The organism is Micromonospora sp. CPM1 (assembly GCF_023896895.1).
Classification (GTDB): domain Bacteria; phylum Actinomycetota; class Actinomycetes; order Mycobacteriales; family Micromonosporaceae; genus Micromonospora; species Micromonospora tulbaghiae.
This window is the reverse complement of the sequence record NZ_JAMHIU010000002.1, coordinates 87,162-107,659: the sequence shown is the minus strand read 5'-3', so window position 1 is coordinate 107,659 and position 20,498 is coordinate 87,162. Positions and strand designations below refer to the sequence as shown.

21 protein-coding genes are annotated in these 20,498 nt (G+C 73.9%); 14 read left to right on the top strand and 7 right to left on the bottom strand.

The window, feature by feature from the left end; translation table 11 throughout:
- Nucleotides 1-38: 38 nt before the first annotated feature.
- Together M8C11_RS03030 and M8C11_RS03025 are read left to right on the top strand one after the other, a co-directional pair.
- On the top strand, nucleotides 39-833 hold the full coding sequence (locus M8C11_RS03030) for a phosphatase PAP2 family protein (RefSeq protein WP_252448234.1): 795 nt from the start codon (nucleotides 39-41) through the stop codon (nucleotides 831-833).
- Nucleotides 834-863: 30 nt separating this feature from the next.
- A complete protein-coding gene (locus M8C11_RS03025; protein WP_252448233.1) occupies nucleotides 864-1,589 on the top strand; it encodes a phosphatase PAP2 family protein in 726 nt (241 codons plus the stop codon).
- A 15-nt stretch (nucleotides 1,590-1,604) separates the two neighbouring features.
- Here the strand turns inward: M8C11_RS03025 and M8C11_RS03020 are convergent, their stop codons facing one another.
- The 6 genes from M8C11_RS03020 to M8C11_RS02995 all read right to left on the bottom strand — a co-directional run bounded on the left by M8C11_RS03020 (nucleotide 1,605) and on the right by M8C11_RS02995 (nucleotide 7,030).
- Nucleotides 1,605-2,783, bottom strand: a complete 1,179-nt coding sequence (locus tag M8C11_RS03020) for a MarP family serine protease (protein WP_120572775.1) — start codon at nucleotides 2,781-2,783, stop codon at nucleotides 1,605-1,607.
- Nucleotides 2,784-2,859: 76 nt separating this feature from the next.
- A complete protein-coding gene (locus M8C11_RS03015) occupies nucleotides 2,860-3,552 on the bottom strand; it encodes a CoA pyrophosphatase (RefSeq protein WP_252448232.1) in 693 nt (230 codons plus the stop codon).
- Nucleotides 3,549-4,178 (bottom strand): TlpA disulfide reductase family protein, encoded by a 630-nt coding sequence (locus M8C11_RS03010; RefSeq protein WP_121685128.1) that lies wholly within the window; start codon nucleotides 4,176-4,178, stop codon nucleotides 3,549-3,551. Before M8C11_RS03010 ends, M8C11_RS03015 begins: the two co-directional genes overlap by 4 nt.
- A complete protein-coding gene (gene nth, locus M8C11_RS03005; protein WP_372443333.1) occupies nucleotides 4,178-5,020 on the bottom strand; it encodes an endonuclease III in 843 nt (280 codons plus the stop codon). Before nth ends, M8C11_RS03010 begins: the two co-directional genes overlap by 1 nt.
- Nucleotides 5,017-6,237, bottom strand: coding sequence for a CapA family protein (locus tag M8C11_RS03000; RefSeq protein ID WP_252448231.1), 1,221 nt, complete (start codon nucleotides 6,235-6,237; stop codon nucleotides 5,017-5,019). Before M8C11_RS03000 ends, nth begins: the two co-directional genes overlap by 4 nt.
- Before the next feature lie 106 nt (nucleotides 6,238-6,343).
- Entirely contained in the window at nucleotides 6,344-7,030 is a 687-nt protein-coding gene (locus tag M8C11_RS02995; RefSeq protein WP_252448230.1) for an adenosylcobinamide amidohydrolase, read from the bottom strand.
- A 219-nt stretch (nucleotides 7,031-7,249) separates the two neighbouring features.
- Between M8C11_RS02995 and M8C11_RS02990 the strand changes: the two genes are divergently transcribed.
- The 7 genes from M8C11_RS02990 (at nucleotide 7,250) to M8C11_RS02960 (ending at nucleotide 12,452) form a co-directional block, all read left to right on the top strand.
- On the top strand, nucleotides 7,250-7,927 hold the full coding sequence (locus M8C11_RS02990) for a Crp/Fnr family transcriptional regulator (protein WP_007466162.1): 678 nt from the start codon (nucleotides 7,250-7,252) through the stop codon (nucleotides 7,925-7,927).
- A gap of 113 nt (nucleotides 7,928-8,040) precedes the next feature.
- On the top strand, nucleotides 8,041-8,784 hold the full coding sequence (locus tag M8C11_RS02985) for a metallophosphoesterase (RefSeq protein ID WP_252448229.1): 744 nt from the start codon (nucleotides 8,041-8,043) through the stop codon (nucleotides 8,782-8,784).
- A 76-nt stretch (nucleotides 8,785-8,860) separates the two neighbouring features.
- On the top strand, nucleotides 8,861-9,325 hold the full coding sequence (locus M8C11_RS30475) for a glycosyltransferase (protein WP_120572770.1): 465 nt from the start codon (nucleotides 8,861-8,863) through the stop codon (nucleotides 9,323-9,325).
- Between the two features lie 2 nt (nucleotides 9,326-9,327).
- Nucleotides 9,328-9,822: a hypothetical protein gene (locus M8C11_RS02975; protein ID WP_252448228.1), complete on the top strand. Its 495-nt coding sequence runs from the start codon at nucleotides 9,328-9,330 to the stop codon at nucleotides 9,820-9,822.
- A complete protein-coding gene (locus M8C11_RS02970) occupies nucleotides 9,819-10,607 on the top strand; it encodes a bifunctional 2-polyprenyl-6-hydroxyphenol methylase/3-demethylubiquinol 3-O-methyltransferase UbiG (RefSeq protein WP_252448226.1) in 789 nt (262 codons plus the stop codon). Before M8C11_RS02975 ends, M8C11_RS02970 begins: the two co-directional genes overlap by 4 nt.
- The gene (locus M8C11_RS02965; protein ID WP_252448224.1) at nucleotides 10,604-11,677 is read left to right on the top strand and encodes a radical SAM protein; all 1,074 of its coding nucleotides are present in this window, start codon (nucleotides 10,604-10,606) and stop codon (nucleotides 11,675-11,677) included. The genes M8C11_RS02970 and M8C11_RS02965 overlap by 4 nt, the downstream gene beginning before the upstream one ends.
- Before the next feature lie 4 nt (nucleotides 11,678-11,681).
- Nucleotides 11,682-12,452, top strand: coding sequence for a bifunctional 2-polyprenyl-6-hydroxyphenol methylase/3-demethylubiquinol 3-O-methyltransferase UbiG (locus M8C11_RS02960; protein WP_252448222.1), 771 nt, complete (start codon nucleotides 11,682-11,684; stop codon nucleotides 12,450-12,452).
- Nucleotides 12,453-12,466: 14 nt separating this feature from the next.
- Here M8C11_RS02960 and M8C11_RS02955 read toward each other — a convergent pair whose 3' ends face one another.
- Nucleotides 12,467-14,506, bottom strand: coding sequence for an aminotransferase class I/II-fold pyridoxal phosphate-dependent enzyme (locus tag M8C11_RS02955; protein ID WP_252448220.1), 2,040 nt, complete (start codon nucleotides 14,504-14,506; stop codon nucleotides 12,467-12,469).
- A gap of 139 nt (nucleotides 14,507-14,645) precedes the next feature.
- Here M8C11_RS02955 and M8C11_RS02950 point away from each other — a divergent pair, with 139 nt between their 5' ends.
- Genes M8C11_RS02950 through M8C11_RS02930 form a run of 5 tightly spaced genes read left to right on the top strand, consistent with a single transcriptional unit; the run spans nucleotide 14,646 to nucleotide 20,487 of the window.
- Complete coding sequence (locus M8C11_RS02950; RefSeq protein ID WP_121685121.1) at nucleotides 14,646-15,257, top strand: TetR/AcrR family transcriptional regulator; 612 nt, start codon at nucleotides 14,646-14,648, stop codon at nucleotides 15,255-15,257.
- 31 nt (nucleotides 15,258-15,288) lie between these two features.
- Nucleotides 15,289-16,080, top strand: a complete 792-nt coding sequence (locus M8C11_RS02945) for a TIGR03084 family metal-binding protein (protein ID WP_121685120.1) — start codon at nucleotides 15,289-15,291, stop codon at nucleotides 16,078-16,080.
- Nucleotides 16,077-17,747 (top strand): acyclic terpene utilization AtuA family protein, encoded by a 1,671-nt coding sequence (locus tag M8C11_RS02940; protein WP_104114017.1) that lies wholly within the window; start codon nucleotides 16,077-16,079, stop codon nucleotides 17,745-17,747. The genes M8C11_RS02945 and M8C11_RS02940 overlap by 4 nt, the downstream gene beginning before the upstream one ends.
- Entirely contained in the window at nucleotides 17,744-18,883 is a 1,140-nt protein-coding gene (locus M8C11_RS02935; protein WP_252448219.1) for an acyl-CoA dehydrogenase family protein, read from the top strand. The genes M8C11_RS02940 and M8C11_RS02935 overlap by 4 nt, the downstream gene beginning before the upstream one ends.
- Nucleotides 18,880-20,487 carry an acyl-CoA carboxylase subunit beta gene (locus M8C11_RS02930; RefSeq protein ID WP_120572760.1) on the top strand — a complete coding sequence of 536 codons (1,608 nt, stop codon included), beginning with the start codon at nucleotides 18,880-18,882 and terminating at the stop codon, nucleotides 20,485-20,487. The genes M8C11_RS02935 and M8C11_RS02930 overlap by 4 nt, the downstream gene beginning before the upstream one ends.
- The last annotated feature ends 11 nt before the right edge of the window (nucleotides 20,488-20,498 follow it).

The window sequence follows — 20,498 nt, the reverse complement described above, 5'->3', positions numbered from 1 at the left end:
CGGTCTGATCCCGTCCCCGGGTGGGTAGGGGAAGCCCCATGGAGACCACCACCGGGGCGACGGTCACGCACCGGTCGTGGCGGAGCCGCCGCCTCGACCCCGAGCACTCGCTGGGCCTGCGGCTCACCCTGACCGTGCTCGCGGCGTTCCTGGTGCTGGTGCCGTTCGCCCTGCTCGCGCTGCTGGTGCTCGGCGCCTGGCCGCCCCTGCTGCGGCTGGACGCCTCGATCACCGACGCGTTCCACGGGTACGCGCAGGCCCATCCCGCCTGGGCCGGTGTGATGACGGTCTGGACGCACGTGTTCGGCCCCGGCCCGCTGCGGGTGGCAGCGGTCGTGGTGGTGGTGTGGCTGGTCCGGCGCGGCGCGCCCCGCCTCGCGGTCTGGGTGGTGGTCACCATGGTCGCGGGCGGGCTGCTCGGCGCGCTGCTCAAGCTGCTCGTGGGCCGGGACCGGCCGGATCTGCTGGACCCGGTGGCCCGCGCCGCCGGCTACTCCTTCCCGTCCGGTCACGCGCTCAACGCCACGCTGGCGGCGGGTGTGCTGCTGCTGGTGTTCCTGCCGTTCGTGCGGAACAGCCGCCGGGGCCGGGTCGCGTTGTGGACCGCCGCCCTGCTGGTCACGGTGGTGACCGGGCTCAGCCGGATCACGCTCGGCGTGCACTGGACCAGTGACGTGGTGGGCGGCTGGGTGCTCGGGGTGGCGGTGGTGGCCGCGACCTCGGCCGCGTTCGCCACCTGGCGCAGCGGATCCGGGCGGCCGTCCACCCGTCCGCTACGCGAGGGGGTCGAGCCGGAGCTGGCCGACCGGCGGCCGGAGGGCGGCCGGGCGTAGCCGGACCCCCGCCGGGGTACAGGCGAGCCCATGTCCGACGTCGTGATCCGAGTCACCCGGCGTGTCCTGCTGCCGCTGGCCCTGCTGTTCGCGCTGATGGTGGGCCTGGGCCTGCTGGTGACCCGGGTGCTGGCCCGCACCTGGCCGTTCACCGTGGAGGACACGGTCAACCGTGAGCTGGCCGGCGACCGGACGCCGGGGTGGAACGACGTCTCGCTGGTGTTCAGCACGCTCGCCAGCACCCAGATGATCGTCGTGGTGACGGTGCTGGCGGCGCTGGTGCTGCGGCTGGTGCTGCACCGCTGGCGGGAGCCGCTGTTCCTGTGCGCGGCGGTGACCGCGCAGGCGCTGATCTTCCTGTTCACCACGATGGCCATCGACCGGAACCGCCCGGCCGTCGCGCACATGGACGCGTCCCCGCCCACGTCCAGCTTCCCGTCCGGGCACACCTCGGCGGCCACAGCGCTCTACGTCGGTCTCGCGGTGCTGCTGGCGCTGCGGGCACGCAGCACCCCGGCCAAGGTCGGCTGGTGGACGCTGCTGGTGCTGGTGCCGATCGGTGTGGCGCTCACCCGGATGTACCGGGGCATGCACCACCCCAGCGACGTGGTCGCCTCGTTCCTCAACGGCGGCGCCTGCGTGGCGATCATGGCGCGGGCGGCACTCGACCGCACGCTCACCTGGGGCCGCGCCCGGCTGCCGCTGTCCCGCTCCGGCGACGAGTCGACACCGGCGGGAGCACCGGCGGGTGGCTGAGCGCCGCCCGCCGGCTCAGGTGCAGTCGCCGGTGGCCACTCCCCGGGTACGCTCCGCGCCCGCCAGCGCCACCGGTCGCGCCTCGGCGGCGGTCACCGCGAAGCCGGTGTTCGGGTCGTCCGCAGCCGCCGCGAAGATCACGCCGAGCACCAGGCCGTTCGAGGAGACCAGCGGGCCGCCGGAGTTGCCGCTGCGCACCAGCGCCCGGATCGTGTAGATCTCCCGGTTGACGTCACCGGCCGAGTAGATGTCCGGGCCGGTGATCCGGTCGACGTCCCGGATCCGGGCCGGGCGGGCGTCGTACGGGCCGTCGAGCGGGAAGCCGAGCACGATCGCGTCGGCGCCGGTGGCGGCCGGGCCGGCGGCGAAGCGCAGCGACGGCCCGGGCAGCCCCGGTACGTAGAGCACTGCCAGGTCCCGGTCCGGGTCGTAGACGACGACCTCGCCGTCGTACCGCTCGCCGCGCAGTTCCACAGCCACCGAGCGGGTGCCGGCGACCACGTGCGCGTTGGTCATCACCCGGTCGTCGGCGTACACGAAGCCGGAGCCCTCGATGCGGCGCGAGCAGCTCGGCGCGGAGCCGAGCACCTTCACCACCGACCGCCTGCTGTTCTGCACCACCTGGGAGTTGGCGAGCGCCGGGTCGGGCGGTGCGACCTGCCGGGCCCGGGTCGGCGCGAGGTCGCCGAAGACGTCCGGGAAGCCGTTGGTGTCGACAGTGTCGCGCAGCGCGGTGGACAGGTCCTGCGCCTTGTCCGGCAGCACCTGGTCGACGACTGTGAGCAGCGCGCTGTTGCGGACCGAGGAGGCCAGCCACGGCACCGAGGAGGAGCCGAGCGGCACGGCGACCAGCCACGCCACGAGCATGACCGCGACGACCGAGATGAACGCGCCGCCGACGTCGTCGATCTTCCGGCCGGCCGGCCCGGTGATGGCGGCCCGCAGGTTGGAGCCGAGCCAGCCGGCCAGCGCCTGCCCCAGCACCGCGAGCCCGAAGATCGCCACCAGGGAGATCAGCACGCGTGTGCCGCTCGTCGCGAACTGCTGCGCGATCAGCGGCCCCACCTGGAGGCCGAGCAGCGCGCCCAGGAAGAAGCCGGAGAACGACAGTGCCCCGATGACGAAGCCCTGACGGTATCCGCTGATCGCGAACACGAGCATGAGCAGAAGGAGGACGAGATCCACGGCGGACACGCCCCAAGGGTACGGGCACCTGGCCCGCGCTCGGCTCAGCGCTCGCGGAACGTGACCCGGGGATGCGTACGGGTGATCACCGCACCGGGCTCTCGTCGGCCGGCTCGGTGCCCGCCGAGGGAGCGGGCGTGGCGTCGACGGGCGGCAGCTCCACCACGCGCGAGTGCGGCCAGGGCCGGGACCAGCCGCCCATCTCCAGCAGCCGGTCGATCACGCCCGCGGTGAAGCCCCAGACGAGCATGCCGCGCACCGAGAAGGCGGGACCGATCCAGCCGCTCGGGTGGCGTACCCGCATGCGGTTGTCCGGGTCGACCAGCTCGGTGACCGGCAGCCGGGCGACGTGCGCGACCTCGGCCGGCTCGCGCGGGTGCACCGGGTGCGGGTCGTGCCACCAGGCGAGCACCGGGGTGACCACGAAGTCGCTGACCGGGATCCAGAGCCGGGGCAGCTCGGCCAGCACCGTGACGCTGCCCGGGTCGAGGCCGACCTCCTCGTTCGCCTCGCGCAGCGCGGTGGCGCGGGCGTCGGCGTCCTCCGGGTCGGCCGCACCACCCGGGAAGGCCGGCTGCCCGGCGTGGTTGCGCAGCGTCGCGGCGCGCTGGAGGACCAGCACGTCCGGCCCGGCGCCGGGCTCCTCGCCGAGCAGCACCAGCACGGCGCTCTCCCGGCCGCCGCTGGACGGCGTGACGATGCGGGTGAAGTCCTCCGCCCGTGCGGTGCCGAGCCGGCCCAGCAGCGGGTCGAACCACAGCGGCGGCCGTCGGGTCATACCCGCACCCCGAGGTGACGCTGGAGCAGCGCGGCGAGGCGGGCGTCGTCGAGCGCGCCGGTCGCGTCGGTGTGCCGGATCCGCCCGTCGGCGTCGACGAGCACCGTCAGCGGGAACGCGTTGCGTCCGAGCGCGCGCTGGAACGCGTCGCCCTGGTCGAGCAGCATCGGGAAGTCGACGCCGTAGTCCTCGCCGATGGACTGCGCGCCGCCGCGGCTGTCCCGGCTGTTCACGCCGATGACCTGGAACCGGCCGTCGGCCCGCTCGCTGAGCCGCTGGAACGCGGGCAGCTCCTTGCGGCACGGCGGGCACCAGGACGCCCACACGTTGATCACCGCCGGACCCTTGACGTCACGCAGACTCACCGGCGTGCCGCCGGTGAAGCAGTTGAGCGTCAGGTCGGGGAGCTGGTCCCCGGCCTTCCCTGCAAGCGTCGGGGACACGGCCTTTCCGGGGGACGTCGGGGACGCGGCGGCGGGCGCGACGGTCAGCGGGGTGCAGTCGGCGAACGGCGAGGGACGTTCGGCCCGGGTCGCCGGTGCGGGACGTTCCGGCTGCTCGGTCGTGGCGGTGCAGCCCGCGGCCGCGAGCAGCAGCGGGGCGAGAAGGTAGGCGAACCGGCGCATCACGGCACGTCCGCCGCGGCGGCCTGCTGCGGCACCAGGTCGGGGTCGAGGCCGACGGCCACCGCCAGGTCACGGGCGCGGGGCCCCTTGAGCAGCTTCGCCGCGGCGGCCGGCTCGGTCGGCCCGGTGCCGTACGCGGGGCACAGCTTCGCCAGCGTGCACGCGCCGCAGGCGGGCTTGCGGGCGTGGCAGACCCGGCGGCCGTGGAAGATCACCCGGTGCGACAGCATCGTCCAGTCGCGCTTGGGGTAGAGCGCGCCGATCGCGTGCTCGATCTTGACCGGGTCGGTCTCGGTGGTGAGCTGCCACCGCTGCACCAGCCGCTGGAAATGCGTGTCGACGGTGATGCCGGGGACGCCGAACGCGTTGCCGAGGATGACGTTGGCGGTCTTGCGGCCGATGCCCGGCAGGGTCACCAGGTCCGCCAGCCGGCCGGGCACCTCGCCGTCGTACCGCTCGCAGAGCGCCCGCCCGAGGTTGATCAGGGAGCTGGTCTTGTTGCGGTAGAACCCGGTGGGCCGGATCATCTCCTCCAGCTCGGCGCGGTCCGCCCCGGCGTAGTCGGCGGCGGTGCGGTAGCGGGCGAACAGCTTCGGCGTGACCTCGTTGACCTTCTTGTCGGTGCACTGGGCGGACAGGATCGTCGCCACTGCCAGCTCCAGCGCGTTGGAGTGGTCGAGTTCACAGTGCGCGTCGGGGTGCGTCTCGGTCAGCACGCGGCCGATGCGCCGGGCGCGGCGCGTACGGCCGAGGTCGGTCTCGGGGGAGCGCGTGGTCACGTCGGCCAGCCTACGTCGCGGGGCCGACGCTCCGGCGGCTCGGCGCGGCCGGGGTGCGCTCAGCCACCCGCCGGTGCGGTGATCTTGCCGGTCCCGTCGAGTTTCGCGCCGGTGTCCGGGAAGTCGGCCCGGTTCAGCTCGCGGACCAGTCCGAGGCCGCGGTTCTGCCGGTCCACCGACGGACGGCCCACGCCGTTCATCACGGTGGAGGTGAACGTGCCGCCGGCGAACTTCCCCTCGGCGGTGAGCGACACCTTGAGCACGCCGCCCCAGCCGAGCCGCCCGGAGCTGTTCAGCGACTTCCCGCCACCGGCGAAGTTGCCCAGGCTGTACGCGATCAGCCGCCCCTTGTAGAACTCCATCCCGCGCAGCACGTGCGGGCCGTGGCCGATGACCAGGTCGGCGCCGGCGTCGATGACGGTCCGGGAGAAGCGGATCGGGTCGCCCCGGTTCTCGCCGAAGAACATCTCGGTGCCCGGCTTGACCCGGGTCTTGTCCGCCCCCTCGGCGCCCATGTGCACCTGCACCACGACGATCTGGGCCTGCTCCTTGGCCATCTCGATCACCTGCTTGGCGGCGTTCAGGTCGACCAGGCTGTTGGACCAGGGGTACGACGAGAAGCCCACCACGGCGACCTTGATGCCCTTGACGTCCACCACGGTGATCTCGCCCGGCGCGCCGGTGTGCTTGAGGCCGTGCGCCTCCAGCGCCGACTGGGTGTTCTCGTAGCCCTGGCGGCCGTAGTCGTAGCCGTGGTTGTTGGCCTGGTTGAGCAGTTGGAACCCGGCCGACCGCAGGTGCGCGGCGTAGCCGGGCGGCGCGCGGAACTGGTAGCAGTTCTTCGGCTCCGGGCCGCACTTGCCGGCGCCGGTGTCGTCGGTGAGCGGTTCCTCCAGGTTGCCCATCACGAGGTCGCCCTTGAGCGCCGACTTCACGTCGTCGAAGAAGCCCTTGCCGCCGTTGGGCGGCAGCCGGTCCGGCGCGTTGCCCATGATCACGTCACCGGTGGCGGTGAGCGAGATCGACGGCTCCTTGGACGCGTCGGGCGCCGCCGGCTGGTCACCCGTCTGGGGCCCGGCCGAGCCGGTCGATCCGCCGCCCTGCCCCGCCTGCCACCTGGGGTCGCCGCCGGACCCGCCGGCGTCGCCGCCGCAGCCGGCGACGAAGAGGACGGCGACGAGCGCGGCGAACGCGGCCAGGCGCCGGCCGGGCACCGCGCTACGCGGTGCGGGAACGGCGGCAGGCGACCCGGCGACGGCGGCGCGGAGGGTACGGGGCACAGAGCGGGCGGAAGCGTACATCGTCGGCGACGCTACCGTCCCCGGAACGCCGCGACGAGGGCCGATCGGTCGGAAAACCCGGCGTGTCGCATGTGACGGGCGCACGTCAGCCCGCCCGCCGGTCGGACCAGGGCACGACGGTCCCGGCGCCGCCGGAGCGGACGGCGGCGTGCACGGCCCGGGCCAGCGGCGCGCCCCAGGCCGACCGGGGACCGCCGTACGGGGCCGGATCGCCCTCGGCCGGGCAGAGGACCGTCACCGCGTCGGTGGGGGTGCCGGTGGCGGGCAGTCCCAGTTCCCAGATCGCCTGCGCCTTCGCCTCGGTGGCGGTGGCCACGGCGTTGACCAGGGCGGCGTCGCCGAGCCGCACCGGCACGTACGCGACGATGTTGACCGTGCCGACGCGCTGAGCGGGCCGGGCCGGCTCGCTCGCGGCGGGCGGCGCCGGCTCGGGCACGGCGGCCCAGACCGGCGTGCCCAGGCCGACAGTCGCCCAGACCCGGACGCCGCCGTCGGCGCGGCGGACCACCTCGGTCACGTCCACGCCGGTCAGCAGCCCGACCCCGGGGCCGTCGAGGTCGAGGCCGTGGGCCAGCTCGGCCAGGTGCGCGGCGGGGTCGTCCCGGTCGTACGACATCGGCACCGTCGCGTTCAGCACCCACCCGCGGACGCCGATCCCCCCGCCGAGCGGCGCGGAGCCGACCGCCAGCAGCGGCGCCTCGGCCCGCCAGGCCAGCACGGGGATGTCCGACCCGGATTCGGACCGGCTGGTCAGGAACGGCTCACACAGCACGCCGGTCACCCTACGATCACAGGAGGGAACGGGTGGCGCCGGCCCGGACCGGAAGCGGGATCTTAGCTGCTCACCGGGTCGGGCGGGTTACGCCCAACGATCAAGATTCCAGGGGTGCACCTCTGATTCCTACTCATGTGCGCCTAGACTGGCGGCGCGCGAGGGATCAGCGGACGGCGGACCCGGCCGACGGACGGCACGCGCAGGCGGAGGTGCGCGATGGACGAGGTACTGGCCCGCAGCGGGATCTTCCAGGGTGTCGACCCGGAGGCTGCCGAGGCGCTCGCCAAGGAGATGGAGACGATCGAGGTCCGCAAGGGCGAGATCGTGTTCAACGAGGGCGAACCCGGCGACAGTCTCTACATCCTCCTGTCCGGCAAGATCAAGGTGGGTCGCCGCGCGGCGGACGGCCGGCAGAACCTGATCGCCGTGATGGGCCCGTCGGACATGGTCGGTGAGCTGTCGCTCTTCGACCCGGGTCCGCGTACGGCGACCGCGACGGCGGTCACCGACACCCGGCTGGTCCGGCTGCGCAAGCAGGCGCTGCGGCCGTGGCTGAACAACCGGCCCGAGATCGCCGAGCAGCTGCTGCGGGTGCTGGCCCGCCGGCTGCGCCGGACCAACGACTCGCTCGCCGACCTGATCTTCACGGACGTGCCGGGCCGGGTCGCCAAGAACCTGCTCCAGATGGCCGGCCGCTTCGGCACCCGCGACGGCGGCGTGCTGCGCGTGACGCACGACCTCACCCAGGAGGAGATCGCCCAGCTCGTCGGCGCCTCCCGGGAGACCGTCAACAAGGCGCTGGCCGACTTCGCCTCGCGCGGCTGGCTGCGGCTGGACGGCAAGAGCATCATCATCCTCGACCCGGAGCGCCTGGCCCGCCGCGCGCGGGTCTGACCTCCGTACCGGCTTCCCGGCCCGGCCCGCCTCCGTGCGAGCCGGGCCGGCGCCGTCTCTGCCCGCCGCAGAATCGCTTGGTCCTCCCGGGCCGGTGTCGCCAGGCTGGGACGATGCCTGATCGTGTCGCCGTCCTCTCCGACATCCACGGTGTGCTGCCCGCGCTGGAAGCCGTCCTGGCCGAGCCGGACGTGGCCGCCGCCGACCTGATCGTCCTCACCGGTGACCTGGCGGCCGGTCCGCAGCCGGTCGAGGTGCTGGACCGGTTGGCCGAACTCGGTGACCGGGCCTGCTGGGTCGGCGGGAACGCCGACCGGGAGCTGGTGCAGGCGCGGGCCGGGGTGGCTTCCCCGATCGAGGTCTCGAACTGGGCCGCCGGGCAGCTCCGCGACGACCAGGTGGCCCGGCTGGCCGCGCTGCCGCCGTCCGTCACGCTGCCGGTCACCGGCCTGGGCGAGGTGCTGTTCTGCCACGCGACCCCACGCGACGACGAGGAGGTCGTGCTCGTCGACTCGCGGCTCGACCGCTGGGCCGAGGTCTTCGCCGGCCTGCCGGCCGGGGTCGGCACCGTGGTCTGCGGGCACACGCACATGCCGTTCACCCGGCTGGTCGACCGCCGCCTGGTGGTGAACCCGGGCAGCGTCGGTATGCCGTACGGGGGCGCGGGCGCCTGGTGGGCGCTGCTCGGCCCGGGTGTGCAGTTGCGCCGGACCGGCTTCGACGTGGACGCCGCCTGCGCCCGGGTCGCCGCCGAGTCGGCGTTTCCGGACGCGGCGGCCTGGGCCGACGAGTACGTCCGCTCCCGCCACTCCGACGCCGACGCCCTCACGGTCTTCGCCCCGCGGGACGGCCGCTGACCCGAGCCCTCCGGGGGGCGTCCGTCCAGCCTGGAGCGGGGCATCGCGATCCGCGACGCTGGGCTAGCGTGAAGTAGTGACGGACCGGCGGTATCGGATCCTCCTCGTCTCCAGCAGCGGCGGCGTCCTGCTCGACCTGCTCGCGCTCCGACCGTGGTGGGAGCGGCACGACCCGGTGTGGGTGGCGGTCCGCGCCCCCGACACCGAGGTGGCGCTGACCGGGCAGCGGGTGCACTGGCAGCCCGAGCTGTCGACGCGCACCCGGTGGCGGGTGCTGCCGGCGGCCTGGCGGGCCCTGCGGCTGCTGCGCCGGGAGCGACCCGACGTGGTGGTCTCGGCCGGCACCGGCGTGGCCGTGGGCGTCTTCCTCGCCGCCCGCCTGCTCCGGGTGCCGTCGCTGTGGCTGGAGACGTTCAACATGACCGGGCCCGCCGGAGCCGCCGCCCGGCTCTGCTCACGCCTCGCCGCCGCCGTGCTGGTGCAGCGACCCGCCCTGCTGGCGTCCCGGCCCCGCGCGGTCCTCATCGGAGAGCTCTACTAGCCATGGCCCGCCTCCTGGTCACCGTCGGTATGGGCCCGTGGCCGTTCGACCGCCTGATCGAGGGTGTCGCGCCGCTGTGTGCCGCCCACGAGGTGTTCGTGCAGACCGGTACGTCGGCGGTGACCCCGCCGTGCCCGCACGCCCCGTTCCTGCCCCTGGACGACCTGCGAAGGCGGCTGGCCGCCGCCGACGTGGTGATCACCCACGCCGGGAACACGGTGCGGCTGGTCCAGCGGCTCGGCCGGGTGCCGGTCGCGGTGGCCCGGGAGGCGGCACGGGGTGAGATGGGCAACGACCACCAGGTCGAATACCTGCGCGAGGAGGAACGCTCGGGCCGGGTGGTCGCGGTGTGGGACGTGGCCGAGCTGCCGGCCGTGGTGGCCGCGCACCCGCAGCGGCAACACCTGTTGCTCGCGGAACGCCCGTTGCCCGGCCCGGTCGACGGCGAACGCCTGGCCGCCACAATGGACGCGCTCTGCGCCCGGCTGGTCCGATGAGCCGGGCCGACGAGGCGGCATCCCGGGCGGGTGTGCAGCCCTTCGCCACCCACCCGCTACGCCGGTACGCGTTCGCCTGGGCCGCACTGTCCGGCCGCACCGGCCGGCACCTCGACCTGGGCTGCGGCACCGGAGACTTCCTCGCCGTGCTGCACGAACACGGCACCGTGGCCTGCGAGGGCGCCGACCCGCACCCGGGTTACCTCGCCGAGCTGGCGGCCCGCCACCCGGATCTGCCGCTGCACCGGCTCGGGGTCGGCGAGCCGCTGCCGTTCGCCGACCGCCACTTCGACTCGGTGAGCCTGCTCGACGTGCTGGAACACGTACCCGACGAGATCGCGCTGCTGACCGAGACGCACCGGGTGCTCGCGCCCGGCGGGCTGCTGGTGCTCACCGTGCCCCGGCGGCACGTCTTCACCTTCCTCGATCCGGACAATGCCAAGTTCGACTTCCCCCGGCTGCACCGCCGGATCTACTCGTGGCGGTTCGGGTCGCAGGTGTGGCACAGCCGGTTCGCCGACCTCTCCGACAACCTGCGCGGCGACATGTCGGTCGGCCGGGACCGGCACACCAACTACCGCACCGAAGACCTGCTCCGGCTGCTGCGCACGGCGGGCTTCACCCCGGCCACTGTGACCGGCGCCAACCTCTTCTGGCGGTGGTTGCAGATCCCGGCGCTGCTCACCGGCGGCCCGGTGCGCCGCCTGCTGGAGCGCGGCATCCACCTCGACGGCCGGCTGTTCCGCTCGGCCAACCTCTTCGTCACCGCCCGGAGACTGCCGTGACCGTCGCCGACACCGCCCGCCTCGCCTGGTTCTTCGGCCGGCTCGCCGTCAAGGAACGCATCGCGCCCCGGCTGCACGTACGGCCGCTGGTCGCCGAGCTGTTCCTCACCGACAACTGCAACCTGCGCTGCACGAGCTGCGGCTGCTGGACCACGAACACCAAGGGTGAACTCTCCACCGACGAGTGGCGCGACGTCCTGCGTCAGCTCGTCGCGCTGCGCATCCACAAGGTGAACTTCACCGGCGGCGAGCCGCTGATCCGGCCGGACGCGCTGGCCCTGATGTCGTACGCCCGCGAGGTGGGGGTACGCCACCTGCACCTGAACACCAACGGCATCCGCCTCACCCCGCCCGTTCTGGACGAGGTGCTCGCCGCGGGCGTACGCAGCTTCAACGTCTCCGTCGACGGCCCGACGGCGCTGGTGCACGACCGGATCCGCGGGCGACTCGGCGCCTTCGAGACGACGACCCGGCACCTGCGGAACCTGATCGCCGCCCGGGACCGGCTCGGCCTGAAGGTACGGATGAACTTCACCGTCATGCGGGACAACGTGGACAGCCTGCCCGGCATCGCGGCGCTGGCCCAGGAGCTGGGCGTGGCGCTCTATCTCAACCTGGTCACCGACCGGACGTTCCTGTTCCGCACCGACGCGGTCACCGACCAGACCGACGTGGCCGGCGACCGGCTCGACGCGGCGCTGGCCGAGCTGGAGACGATGGCCCGGGCCGACCGGCGGTGGTTGCCGCGTTACTCGGAGCTGCGTTACCTGCGTGGGCACTTCGACGATCTCGTCCAGCGCGACCTGCCGTGCGCCGAGTCGCAGCTCAAGTTGATGGTGCACTCCCGGGGGGAGATCGGCGGCTGCTGGGCGCACGACCCGACCGCCTCGGTCCGGCAGCGCCCGATCGCCGAGATCATCGACGCGCCGGAATACCGGGACGAGCACGCGCGGCTGTTCCGCAAGGAGTGTGTCGGCTGCGGCAGCAACTACAGCCTCAACCTCCGCTGGCGGCCGGGCACCTACCTGGCCGACCGGCAGTGGCTGCGGGGGCGGCGCCGTCTTGTCTGAGCCGATGCGCCCGAGCCAGCCGCTGTACGACGCGCTGGCGGCCGGCTACGAGGAGCATTTCGCGGTGCCGCACCGGCGTGCCTACGACGACCTGGCGTGGGAGCGGGTCGAGGCGTTGCTGCCGCCGGGCGCCCCGGTGGTGGACGCCGGTTGCGGCGTGGGCCGGTGGGCCCGGCGGCTGCTCGACCTCGGCCATCCGGTGACCGGCGTCGAGCAGGCGCCGGGAATGGTCGCCGAGCTGCGCCGTCATCCGCCCGGTCCCGGCTTCACGCTGGTCGAGGGCTCGATGACGGAGGTGACGCTGCCGGCTACGGCCGGCGCGGTGCTGGCGATGGGTTCCCTGCAGTACACAGCCGATCCCGAGCAGGCGGTCCGGCACCTGGCCGGGTGGTTGCGCCCGGGTGGCGTGCTGGCCGTGCTGGTCGACTCACTGGTGGGCCTGGTCCTCGAACTGGTCGGTGCGGGCCGGGACGACGAGGCGGTGGACCGGCTGACCCGCCGGCGGGGTGTCTGGCGTGCCGAGGGGCACGCCGCCGACCTGCACCTGCTGGACCGGGCCCGGTTGGAGGCCGCGTTCCGCGCCGCCGGCCTGGTCGAGATCCGCAGCGCCGGGCTGCTGGTCAGCGCCGCCGCGGTGGGGCGGGCCAGGCTGGCCGGGCGGCTGGCCGCCGACCGGGACGCGCTGCTGGCGCTGGAGCGACGGCTGGGCGACGACCCGGTCCTCGCCGACGCCGGCAAGCAACTGCTGGTGACCGGCCGCCGCGTTCCGGGTTGACCGCCCGGCCCGGTTCAGTCCAGGCAGCGGCGGAGCGCCGCGACGACCCGTTCCGCCTGTTCCACGGTGATCTCCGAGGACATCGGCAGGGCCAGCGCCTCGGCGTCCAGCAGTTCGGTCACCGGTAGGCGCTCGCCGCCGCCGAGCGGACCACTGTGGACGGCCGCGAAGTAGGGCTTGGTCTGTACGCCGAGGGCGGCCAGCCGCGTCGCCACGCGGTCGCGCCGGGCGAAGCGCGCCACCCAGTGCACCCAGCAGTGCCGGTCCCCGGGACGGACCTGCTGGACCTCCACCGGCAGAGCGGACGCGGCGGCGGCGTAGACCTCGGCCACCTCTGCCCGGCACCGGACCAGCGTGTCCAGCTCCGCGAGCTGGTCGACCGCGACGACGGCGTGCAGTTCGTTCATCAGCTCGGAGCGGGTCCAGCCGGCGGGTGTGGCGAGGACCGCCTCGGCGGCGTCGGCGGGCAGCACCAGCGCGCCGCCGGCGCCACCGGCCGACACGACCTTGGCGAAGCTCATCGAGTACGAGTGCGACAACGCCTGCTGTGCCACCGGACGCCCCTGGTGCAGGCTGCCGAGGGCGGCGGCGGAGTCGGCCAGCAGGGCCACCCCGGCGGGGTCGCAGACCGCCCGCAGGGCCGGATAGTCGCACGGGTTACCGAAGGTGTCGACGCAGAGCACCAGTCGTACGCCGCCCCGCTCGATCGCGGCGGCGACAGCCACGGGGTCGATCGTCCAGGTCGCGGCGTCCACGTCGACGAAGCGCAGCGTGTACCCGAGTTGGACCAGGATCTCGGCGGTCGCGGGGAACGTGTAGGACGGCAGCACCGCCACGTCGCCGGGGCGGGCCGGCCCGACGGTGGCGGCCACCATGATCCGCAGGGCGGCGGTCCCCGAGGCGGTGACCAGCACCCGGTGGTCGTCGTCGAGTTGCAACTCCTTGCCGAGGCGTTCGGTCAGCTCGCGCGTCCACCGGTTGCCGTGCTTGACCTCCCCGCTGACGAGCGCCTCCTGCTGGCGGGCGACGACCGTCTCGGGGCGGGCCGGCGGGGGCGGCACGACGACCGGCAGCGGCGGCCGGAACAGGGGAGCCCTGTCGTCGCCGACCTCGGCCACCAGCTTCGCCAGGGCCGGGCGGAGCGGCTCGACCCGGTGGCCGGCGGCGGTCAGCTTGTCGGTGACCACCAGGCCGGAGCTGTCCGATGCCGGGCGCGGCATGGTGAGCAGCGGCGCCGACGAGCCGCACAGGTCGCGGATCCAGGTCGCGAGGTCGGTCAGCGGCACCGGTTCCCCGCCCACGTTCCACACGCCGGGGCCGATTCCGCGCAGGAGGATCCGTGCGAGCGTGTCCGCGGGCAGGAAGCTGCGTACGGTGTCCGCGGTGACCGGCAGTGGCAGTCCCTGGCGGGCCCGGCGGACCAGCCGGGTGGTCACGCGGTGCTGGCCCGCGCCGAAGACGTTCGCGAGCCGGAGCACGGTCAGCCGGTCGGGCGGGATCGCGTCCGCGACGAGTCGTTCCTGTGCGAGCTTCGCCATCGCGTACGTCCACCGGTGGGTGGGGTCGGCGTCGGCCATCGCCCGGGCGAGTGGGGCGGCCCGCCACGGCGGGCAGGGTTCCCGGGCCAGGTCGCGCACGAGTGCGCACCAGCGGTCGAGTTCTCCGGCGGACCACGGCAGGTCGGGCGTGGTGTCCTCGGTGAGCGGGCCGGGCGCGGCACCGTAGACCTCGACGGAGGAGGTGAGCACCACCTGGCGTCCGGCCAGGCGGGGCAGGAGCCGGGCAGTGCTGACGGCGTTGTCCAGCGGCAGCGTCCACGGGTGGCGGGGCCGGGGGTGGCTCGCGCCGAGCAGCACCACGACGATGCCGGGCGGCAGCTCGGGTGGGTCGGCGGCGAGCAGGTCCGCCCTGATCCAGTCGAGGCCGGCGGCGGTGTTCGCCTCGGCGGGCGGATGACGGTCCACTGCGGTGACCCGCGCGCCGGCGGCCAGCAGCGCCCCGGCGGTCGCCGTGCCCAGAAAGCCTGCCCCTCCGACGAGCACAAAGTCATTCATGTTGTGCCTCCCCGTGAGCCCGCACGATATCGCGGAAAACAGCCGTGTGGAGGTGTCGGATAGCGGTCGGGGCCGCGTCGGCGACACCCCGAAAAAAGTCAGGCTTGACTGTTTGTTTTGGGCGGGGCACGCTGTCTGCGTGTCGAGCCGAGTCCCGCAGCAGGAGCGCAGCCGCGCCACCCAGGCCCGGCTGCTGGAAGCGACCGTCGAGTGCCTGGTGGAGCACGGCTGGTCCGGCACCACGACGACCGTGGTGGCCGCCCACGCGGGTGTCTCCCGGGGCGCCCAGCTGCACCACTACCCCACCAGGACCGCGCTGGTGACCGCCGCCGTCACGCACCTGACCGAGCGCCGGGCGGCCGAGCTGCGCGCCGAGGCCGCGGCCCTGCCGTCCGGGCCGCAGCGGCTCGACGGGGTGGTCGACCTGCTCGCCGCCTCCTTCACCGGCCCCCTGTTCGTGGCCGCGCTGGAGCTGTGGGTGGCCGCCCGGACCGACGCCGAGCTGCGCGCCGCGCTGGTGCCGCTGGAGGCGCGGATCGGCCGCGAGATGCACCGGCTCACCGTCGAGCTGCTCGGCGTGGACGAGCGCAGGCCGGGCGTACGCGAGTCGGTGCAGGCCACCCTCGACCTGCTCCGCGGTCTCGGCGTGGCCAACCTGCTCAGCGACGACTCACCCCGCCGCGCCGCCCTGCTGCACACCTGGAAACGCCAGCTCGCCGCGCTGCTCACCCCCGAGAGCGAGCGGCACTGATCCCCTGACGCCCATCCCCGCCGGAGGCACAATGGTCGACCTGACAGCCCTGCTCGCGGATCTGGCCGCCGAGTCCGAACAGCTCGACGCGCTCGTCGCGGAACTGCCGCCGGAGGGATGGGAGCGGCCGACACCGGCCCCGGGCTGGACCGTCGCGCACCAGGTCGCGCACCTGGCCTGGACCGACCACGTCGCCTACCTGGCGGCCACCGACGAGTCGGCGTTCTTCGCCTCGGTCATGGCCGCGCCGGACCCGTCGCGCCTGGTCGAGGACGGCGCCGAATCGTTCCTCGCGCCACCGCCCGCGCTGCTGGCCCGCTGGCGCGCCGGCCGGTCGGCGCTCGCCGGGGCGCTCACCGCCGTCCCGGCCGGGCAGAAGATCCCCTGGTACGGCACCAGCATGTCACCCACGTCGATGGTGACCGCCCGGCTGATGGAGACGTGGGCGCACGGCGAGGACGTGGCCGACGCACTGGGCGTCAGCCGCACCCCGACCGAGCGTCTGCGGCACATCGCGCACCTCGGCTTCCGTACCCTCGGGCACGGCTTCGCAGCCCACGGCCGCGAGGTGCCCACGGTGCCGGTGCGGGTCGAGCTGACCGCGCCCGCGGGCGGCGACGTGTGGGAGTTCGGGCCGGCCGACGCGGCCGACCGGGTGACCGGCCCGGCGCTCGACTTCTGCCTGCTCGTCACGCAGCGCCGGCACCGCGCGGACCTGGCCCTGACCGCCACCGGACCGGTCGCCGACGAGTGGCTGGACGTGGCCCAGGCGTTCGCCGGCCCGCCCGGCGGCAAGCGTGAGCCGGACGGAGCCTCCTCGTGAGCGTGCTGCGGGTCGGGAACGCGTCCGGCTTCTACGGCGACCGCTTCACCGCCTGGCGGGAGATGCTCGACGGCGGCGAGCTGGACGTGCTGACCGGCGACTACCTGGCCGAGCTGACCATGCTCATCCTCGGCCGCGACCGGATGCGCGACCCGTCGCTCGGCTACGCCAAGACGTTCCTGCGCCAGGCGGAGGGCGTGCTCGGCACCGCGCTGGACCGCGGCGTCACGCTGGTCACCAACGCGGGCGGCCTCAACCCGGCCGGGCTGGCCGACGCGATCCGGTCGCTCGGCGACCGGCTCGGCCTCCAGGTGCGGGTCGGGTACGTCGAGGGCGACGCGATCCAGCGGCCGGACGCGCTGACCGCGAACGCCTACCTGGGCGCGTTCGGGATCGCGGCCTGCCTCGACGCGGGCGCGGACGTGGTGGTCACCGGGCGGGTCACCGACGCCTCGCTGGCGGTCGGCCCGGCCATCGCCCGCTTCGGGTGGACCCGCGACGACCTCGACGCGCTGGCCGGCGCGACTGTGGCCGGGCACCTGATCGAGTGCGGGGCGCAGGTCACCGGCGGCAACTTCAGCTTCTTCACCGAGCTGCCGGACGGCGGGCACCGGCCCGGCTTCCCGATCGCCGAGCTGCACCCGGACGGCTCGTCGGTGCTCACCAAGCATTCCGGCACCGGCGGCGCGGTGACGGTCGAGACGGTCACCGCCCAGCTGCTGTACGAGGTGGGCGGGCCGGACTACCTCGGGCCGGACGTGGTGACCCGGCTGGACACCGTGCGGCTGGAGCAGGAGGGCCCGGACCGGGTACGCGTGTCCGGGGTGCGGGGCACGCCACCGCCGGACACGCTCAAGGTGGGCGTCAACAACCTGGGCGGCTTCCGCAACGCGATGACGTTCGTGCTGTGCGGGCTGGACATCCCGGCCAAGGCGGCACTGGTCCGGGGCCAGATCGAGGAGTCGGTCGGCGCGGAGGGGCTGGAGTTCACGCTGGCCCGTACCGACCACCCGGACACCGGCGACACCGAGGCGGCCAGCGCGCTGCTGCACGTACACCTGCGCGACGGCGACAAGTCGCGGGCCGGGCGGGCGTTCTCGGCGGCGGCGGTGGAGCTGGCGCTGGCCTCGTACCCGGGCTGCACGCTCACCACGCTGCCCGGTGACGCCACGCCGTACGGGGTGTTCACCGCCGACACGATCGCGCAGGACGAGGTCGAGCACGTCGCGGTGCTGCCGTCCGGCGAGCGGGTACCGATCTCCCCGCCGGTGGTCACGGCGACACCGGCCGAAGCACCGGCACGGGAGGTCACCGCCGTACCGGCTCCGGCCGCCACCCGGCGCGGGCCGCTCGGTGAGCTGGTCGGCGCGCGGTCCGGCGACAAGGGCGGCGACGCCAACCTGGGCGTCTGGGCCCGCACCGACGCGACCTGGCCCTGGCTGCGCGACTGGCTGACGGTGGAGCGGCTGGCCGAGCTGCTGCCGGAGACCGCGGCGCTCACAGTCGAGCGGTACGAGCTGCCGAACCTGCGCGCGGTCAACTTCGTGATCCGAGGGCTGCTCGGGCAGGGCGTGGCCGCCTCCACCCGGTTCGACCCCCAGGCCAAGGCGCTCGGCGAGCTGCTGCGTTCGCGAGTGGTCGACCTACCGACGGAGGTTCCGGCATGACCATCGTGGACACGCCGGAACGCCGGCAACTGCGCGAGCTGACCCGCTCGTTCGTGACCCGGGAGGTGCTGCCGCACCTGTCCGACTGGGAACGGGCGGGCGAGGTGCCCCGCTCGCTGCACGAGACCGCCGCGAAGATCGGCCTGCTCGGCATCGGCTTCCCGGAGTCGGTCGGCGGCAGCGGCGGTGACCTGCTCGACTCGATGGTGGTCACCGAGGAGATCATCCGCTCGGGCGGGTCGTCCGGGCTGGTCGCCGCGTTGTTCACGCACGGGATCGCGCTGCCGCACATGGTCGAGACCCAGGACGAAGGGCTGATCGAGAGGTACGTGCGGCCCGCGCTCGCCGGGACGATGATCGGCGCGCTGGCGATCACCGAGCCGGACGGCGGCTCGGACGTGGCGGGCATCCGCACCTGCGCGGTCCGCGACGGCGACCACTACGTCGTCAACGGCTCCAAGACGTACATCACCAGCGGGGCCCGCGCCGACTTCGTCACCACCGCGGTCTGCACCGACTTCCCCGGTTCGGGCTCGGTCAGCCTGCTCGTGATCGACAAGGGCTCGCCCGGGTTCACGGTGGGGCGGCGGCTGGAAAAGCTGGGCTGGCACTGCTCGGACACCGCCGAACTGTCCTTCGTCGACGTCCGGGTGCCGGTGACGAACCGGGTCGGCCCGGAGGACACCGGGTTCCTCGCCATCATGCAGCAGTTCGCCAACGAGCGGCTGTCGCTCGCCACGCAGGCGTACGCGACCGCGCAGCGCTGCGTGGACCTGGCGGTGCAGTGGTGCCGGGACCGCCAGACGTTCGGCCGTCCGCTCGTCGGGCGCCAGGTCGTCCGGCACAAGCTGGCCGAGATGCACAGCCGCACCGACGCGGCGCGGGCGTACGTGCACGACGTCGCCGAGCGGGTGGCCGCCGGGCAGCCGGTGGTGACCGAGGTGGCGATCGCGAAGAACGTGGCGGTGTCGGCGTGCGACTTCGTCGTCGACGCGGCGCTGCAACTGCACGGTGGCTTCGGCTACATGCGTGACGCCGAGGTGGAGCGGCACTACCGCGACGCCCGTCTGCTCGGCATCGGCGGCGGCACCACCGAGATCATGAACGAGATCATCGCGAAGGGCATGGGCCTGTGAGTACGACAGTCCTGCAGAGCACGATCGACCCGTCCGCACCCGCCTTCACCGCCAACCGGGAGGCGCTGCTGGAGCGCCTGGCCGAGCTGGAGGAGGCGCTCGACCAGGCCCGGGGCGGTGGCGGCGAGAAGTACGTGACCCGCCACCACGGTCGCGGCAAGCTGCTCCCCCGGGAACGCATCGAGCTGCTGCTCGACCCGGACAGCCCGTTCCTGGAGCTGTCGTCGGTGGCCGCGTACGGCACGGACTTCCCGGTCGGCGCCAGCACCGTGACCGGCATCGGCGTGGTCGAGGGCGTCGAGTGCCTGATCGTGGCGAACGACCCGACGGTACGCGGCGGCGCGATCAACCCGTGGTCGCTGGCGAAGACCCGGCGGGCGGGTGAGATCGCCGCGGCCAACCGGCTGCCGATGGTGAACCTGGTCGAGTCGGCCGGCGCGGACCTGCCCACCCAGGCGGAGATCTTCATTCCCGGCGGCCGGGTGTTCCGCGACCTGACCCGCCTGTCCGCGCAGCGGATCCCGACCGTGAGCGTGGTCTTCGGCAACGCCACGGCCGGCGGCGCGTACGTGCCCGGCATGTCGGACTTCACCGTCATGATCCGCGACCGGTCGCAGGTCTACCTGGCCGGACCGCCGCTGGTGAAGATGGCCACCGGCGAGGTCACCGACGACGAGTCACTCGGCGGCGCGTCGATGCACGCCACCACGTCCGGCCTGGCCGACTTCCTCGCCGAGGACGAGCGCGACGGCATCCGGCTGGCCCGGCAGTGCGTCCGCCGGCTCAACTGGCGCAAGCACGGCCCGCCGCCGCGCAACCCGCACCCGCTGCCACCCCGGTACGACCCGGAGGAGCTGCTCGGCATAGCCAGCGCCGACCTGAAGGTGCCGTTCGACCCGCGCGAGGTGCTGGCCCGGGTGCTCGACGACAGCGCGTTCGACGAGTTCAAGCCCGGCTACGGCACCGCGCTGGTGACCGGCTGGGGTGAGCTGCACGGCTACCCGGTCGGCGTGCTGGCGAACGCCCGGGGCGTGCTGTTCAGCGAGGAGGCGCAGAAGGCGGCCCAGTTCATCCAGCTCGCCAACGCGGCGGACACACCGCTGGTCTTCCTCCAGAACACCACCGGCTACATGGTCGGCACCGAGTACGAGCAGCGCGGCATCATCAAGCACGGCGCCTTCATGATCAACGCGGTGTCGAACTCGAAGGTGCCGCATCTGACCGTCAACCTGGGCGCCTCCTACGGCGCCGGCAACTACGGCATGTGCGGCCGGGCGTACGAGCCGCGGTTCCTGTTCACCTGGCCGAACGCGAAGTCGGCGGTGATGGGCCCGGCGCAGCTCGCCGGGGTGCTGTCCATCGTGGCCCGGCAGGCCGCCGCCGCCCGGGGACGCGAGTACGACGAGGACACCGACGCCGCCATGCGGATGATGGTCGAGCAGCAGATCGAGTCGCAGTCCGGCGCGCTGTTCCTGTCCGGGCGGCTCTACGACGACGGGGTGATCGACCCCCGGGACACCCGTACCGTCCTCGGGCTCTGCCTGTCGGCGATCCACAACGGACCGGTGAAGGGCGCCGACGGTTTCGGCGTCTTCCGGATGTAGGGGGCGTTCTC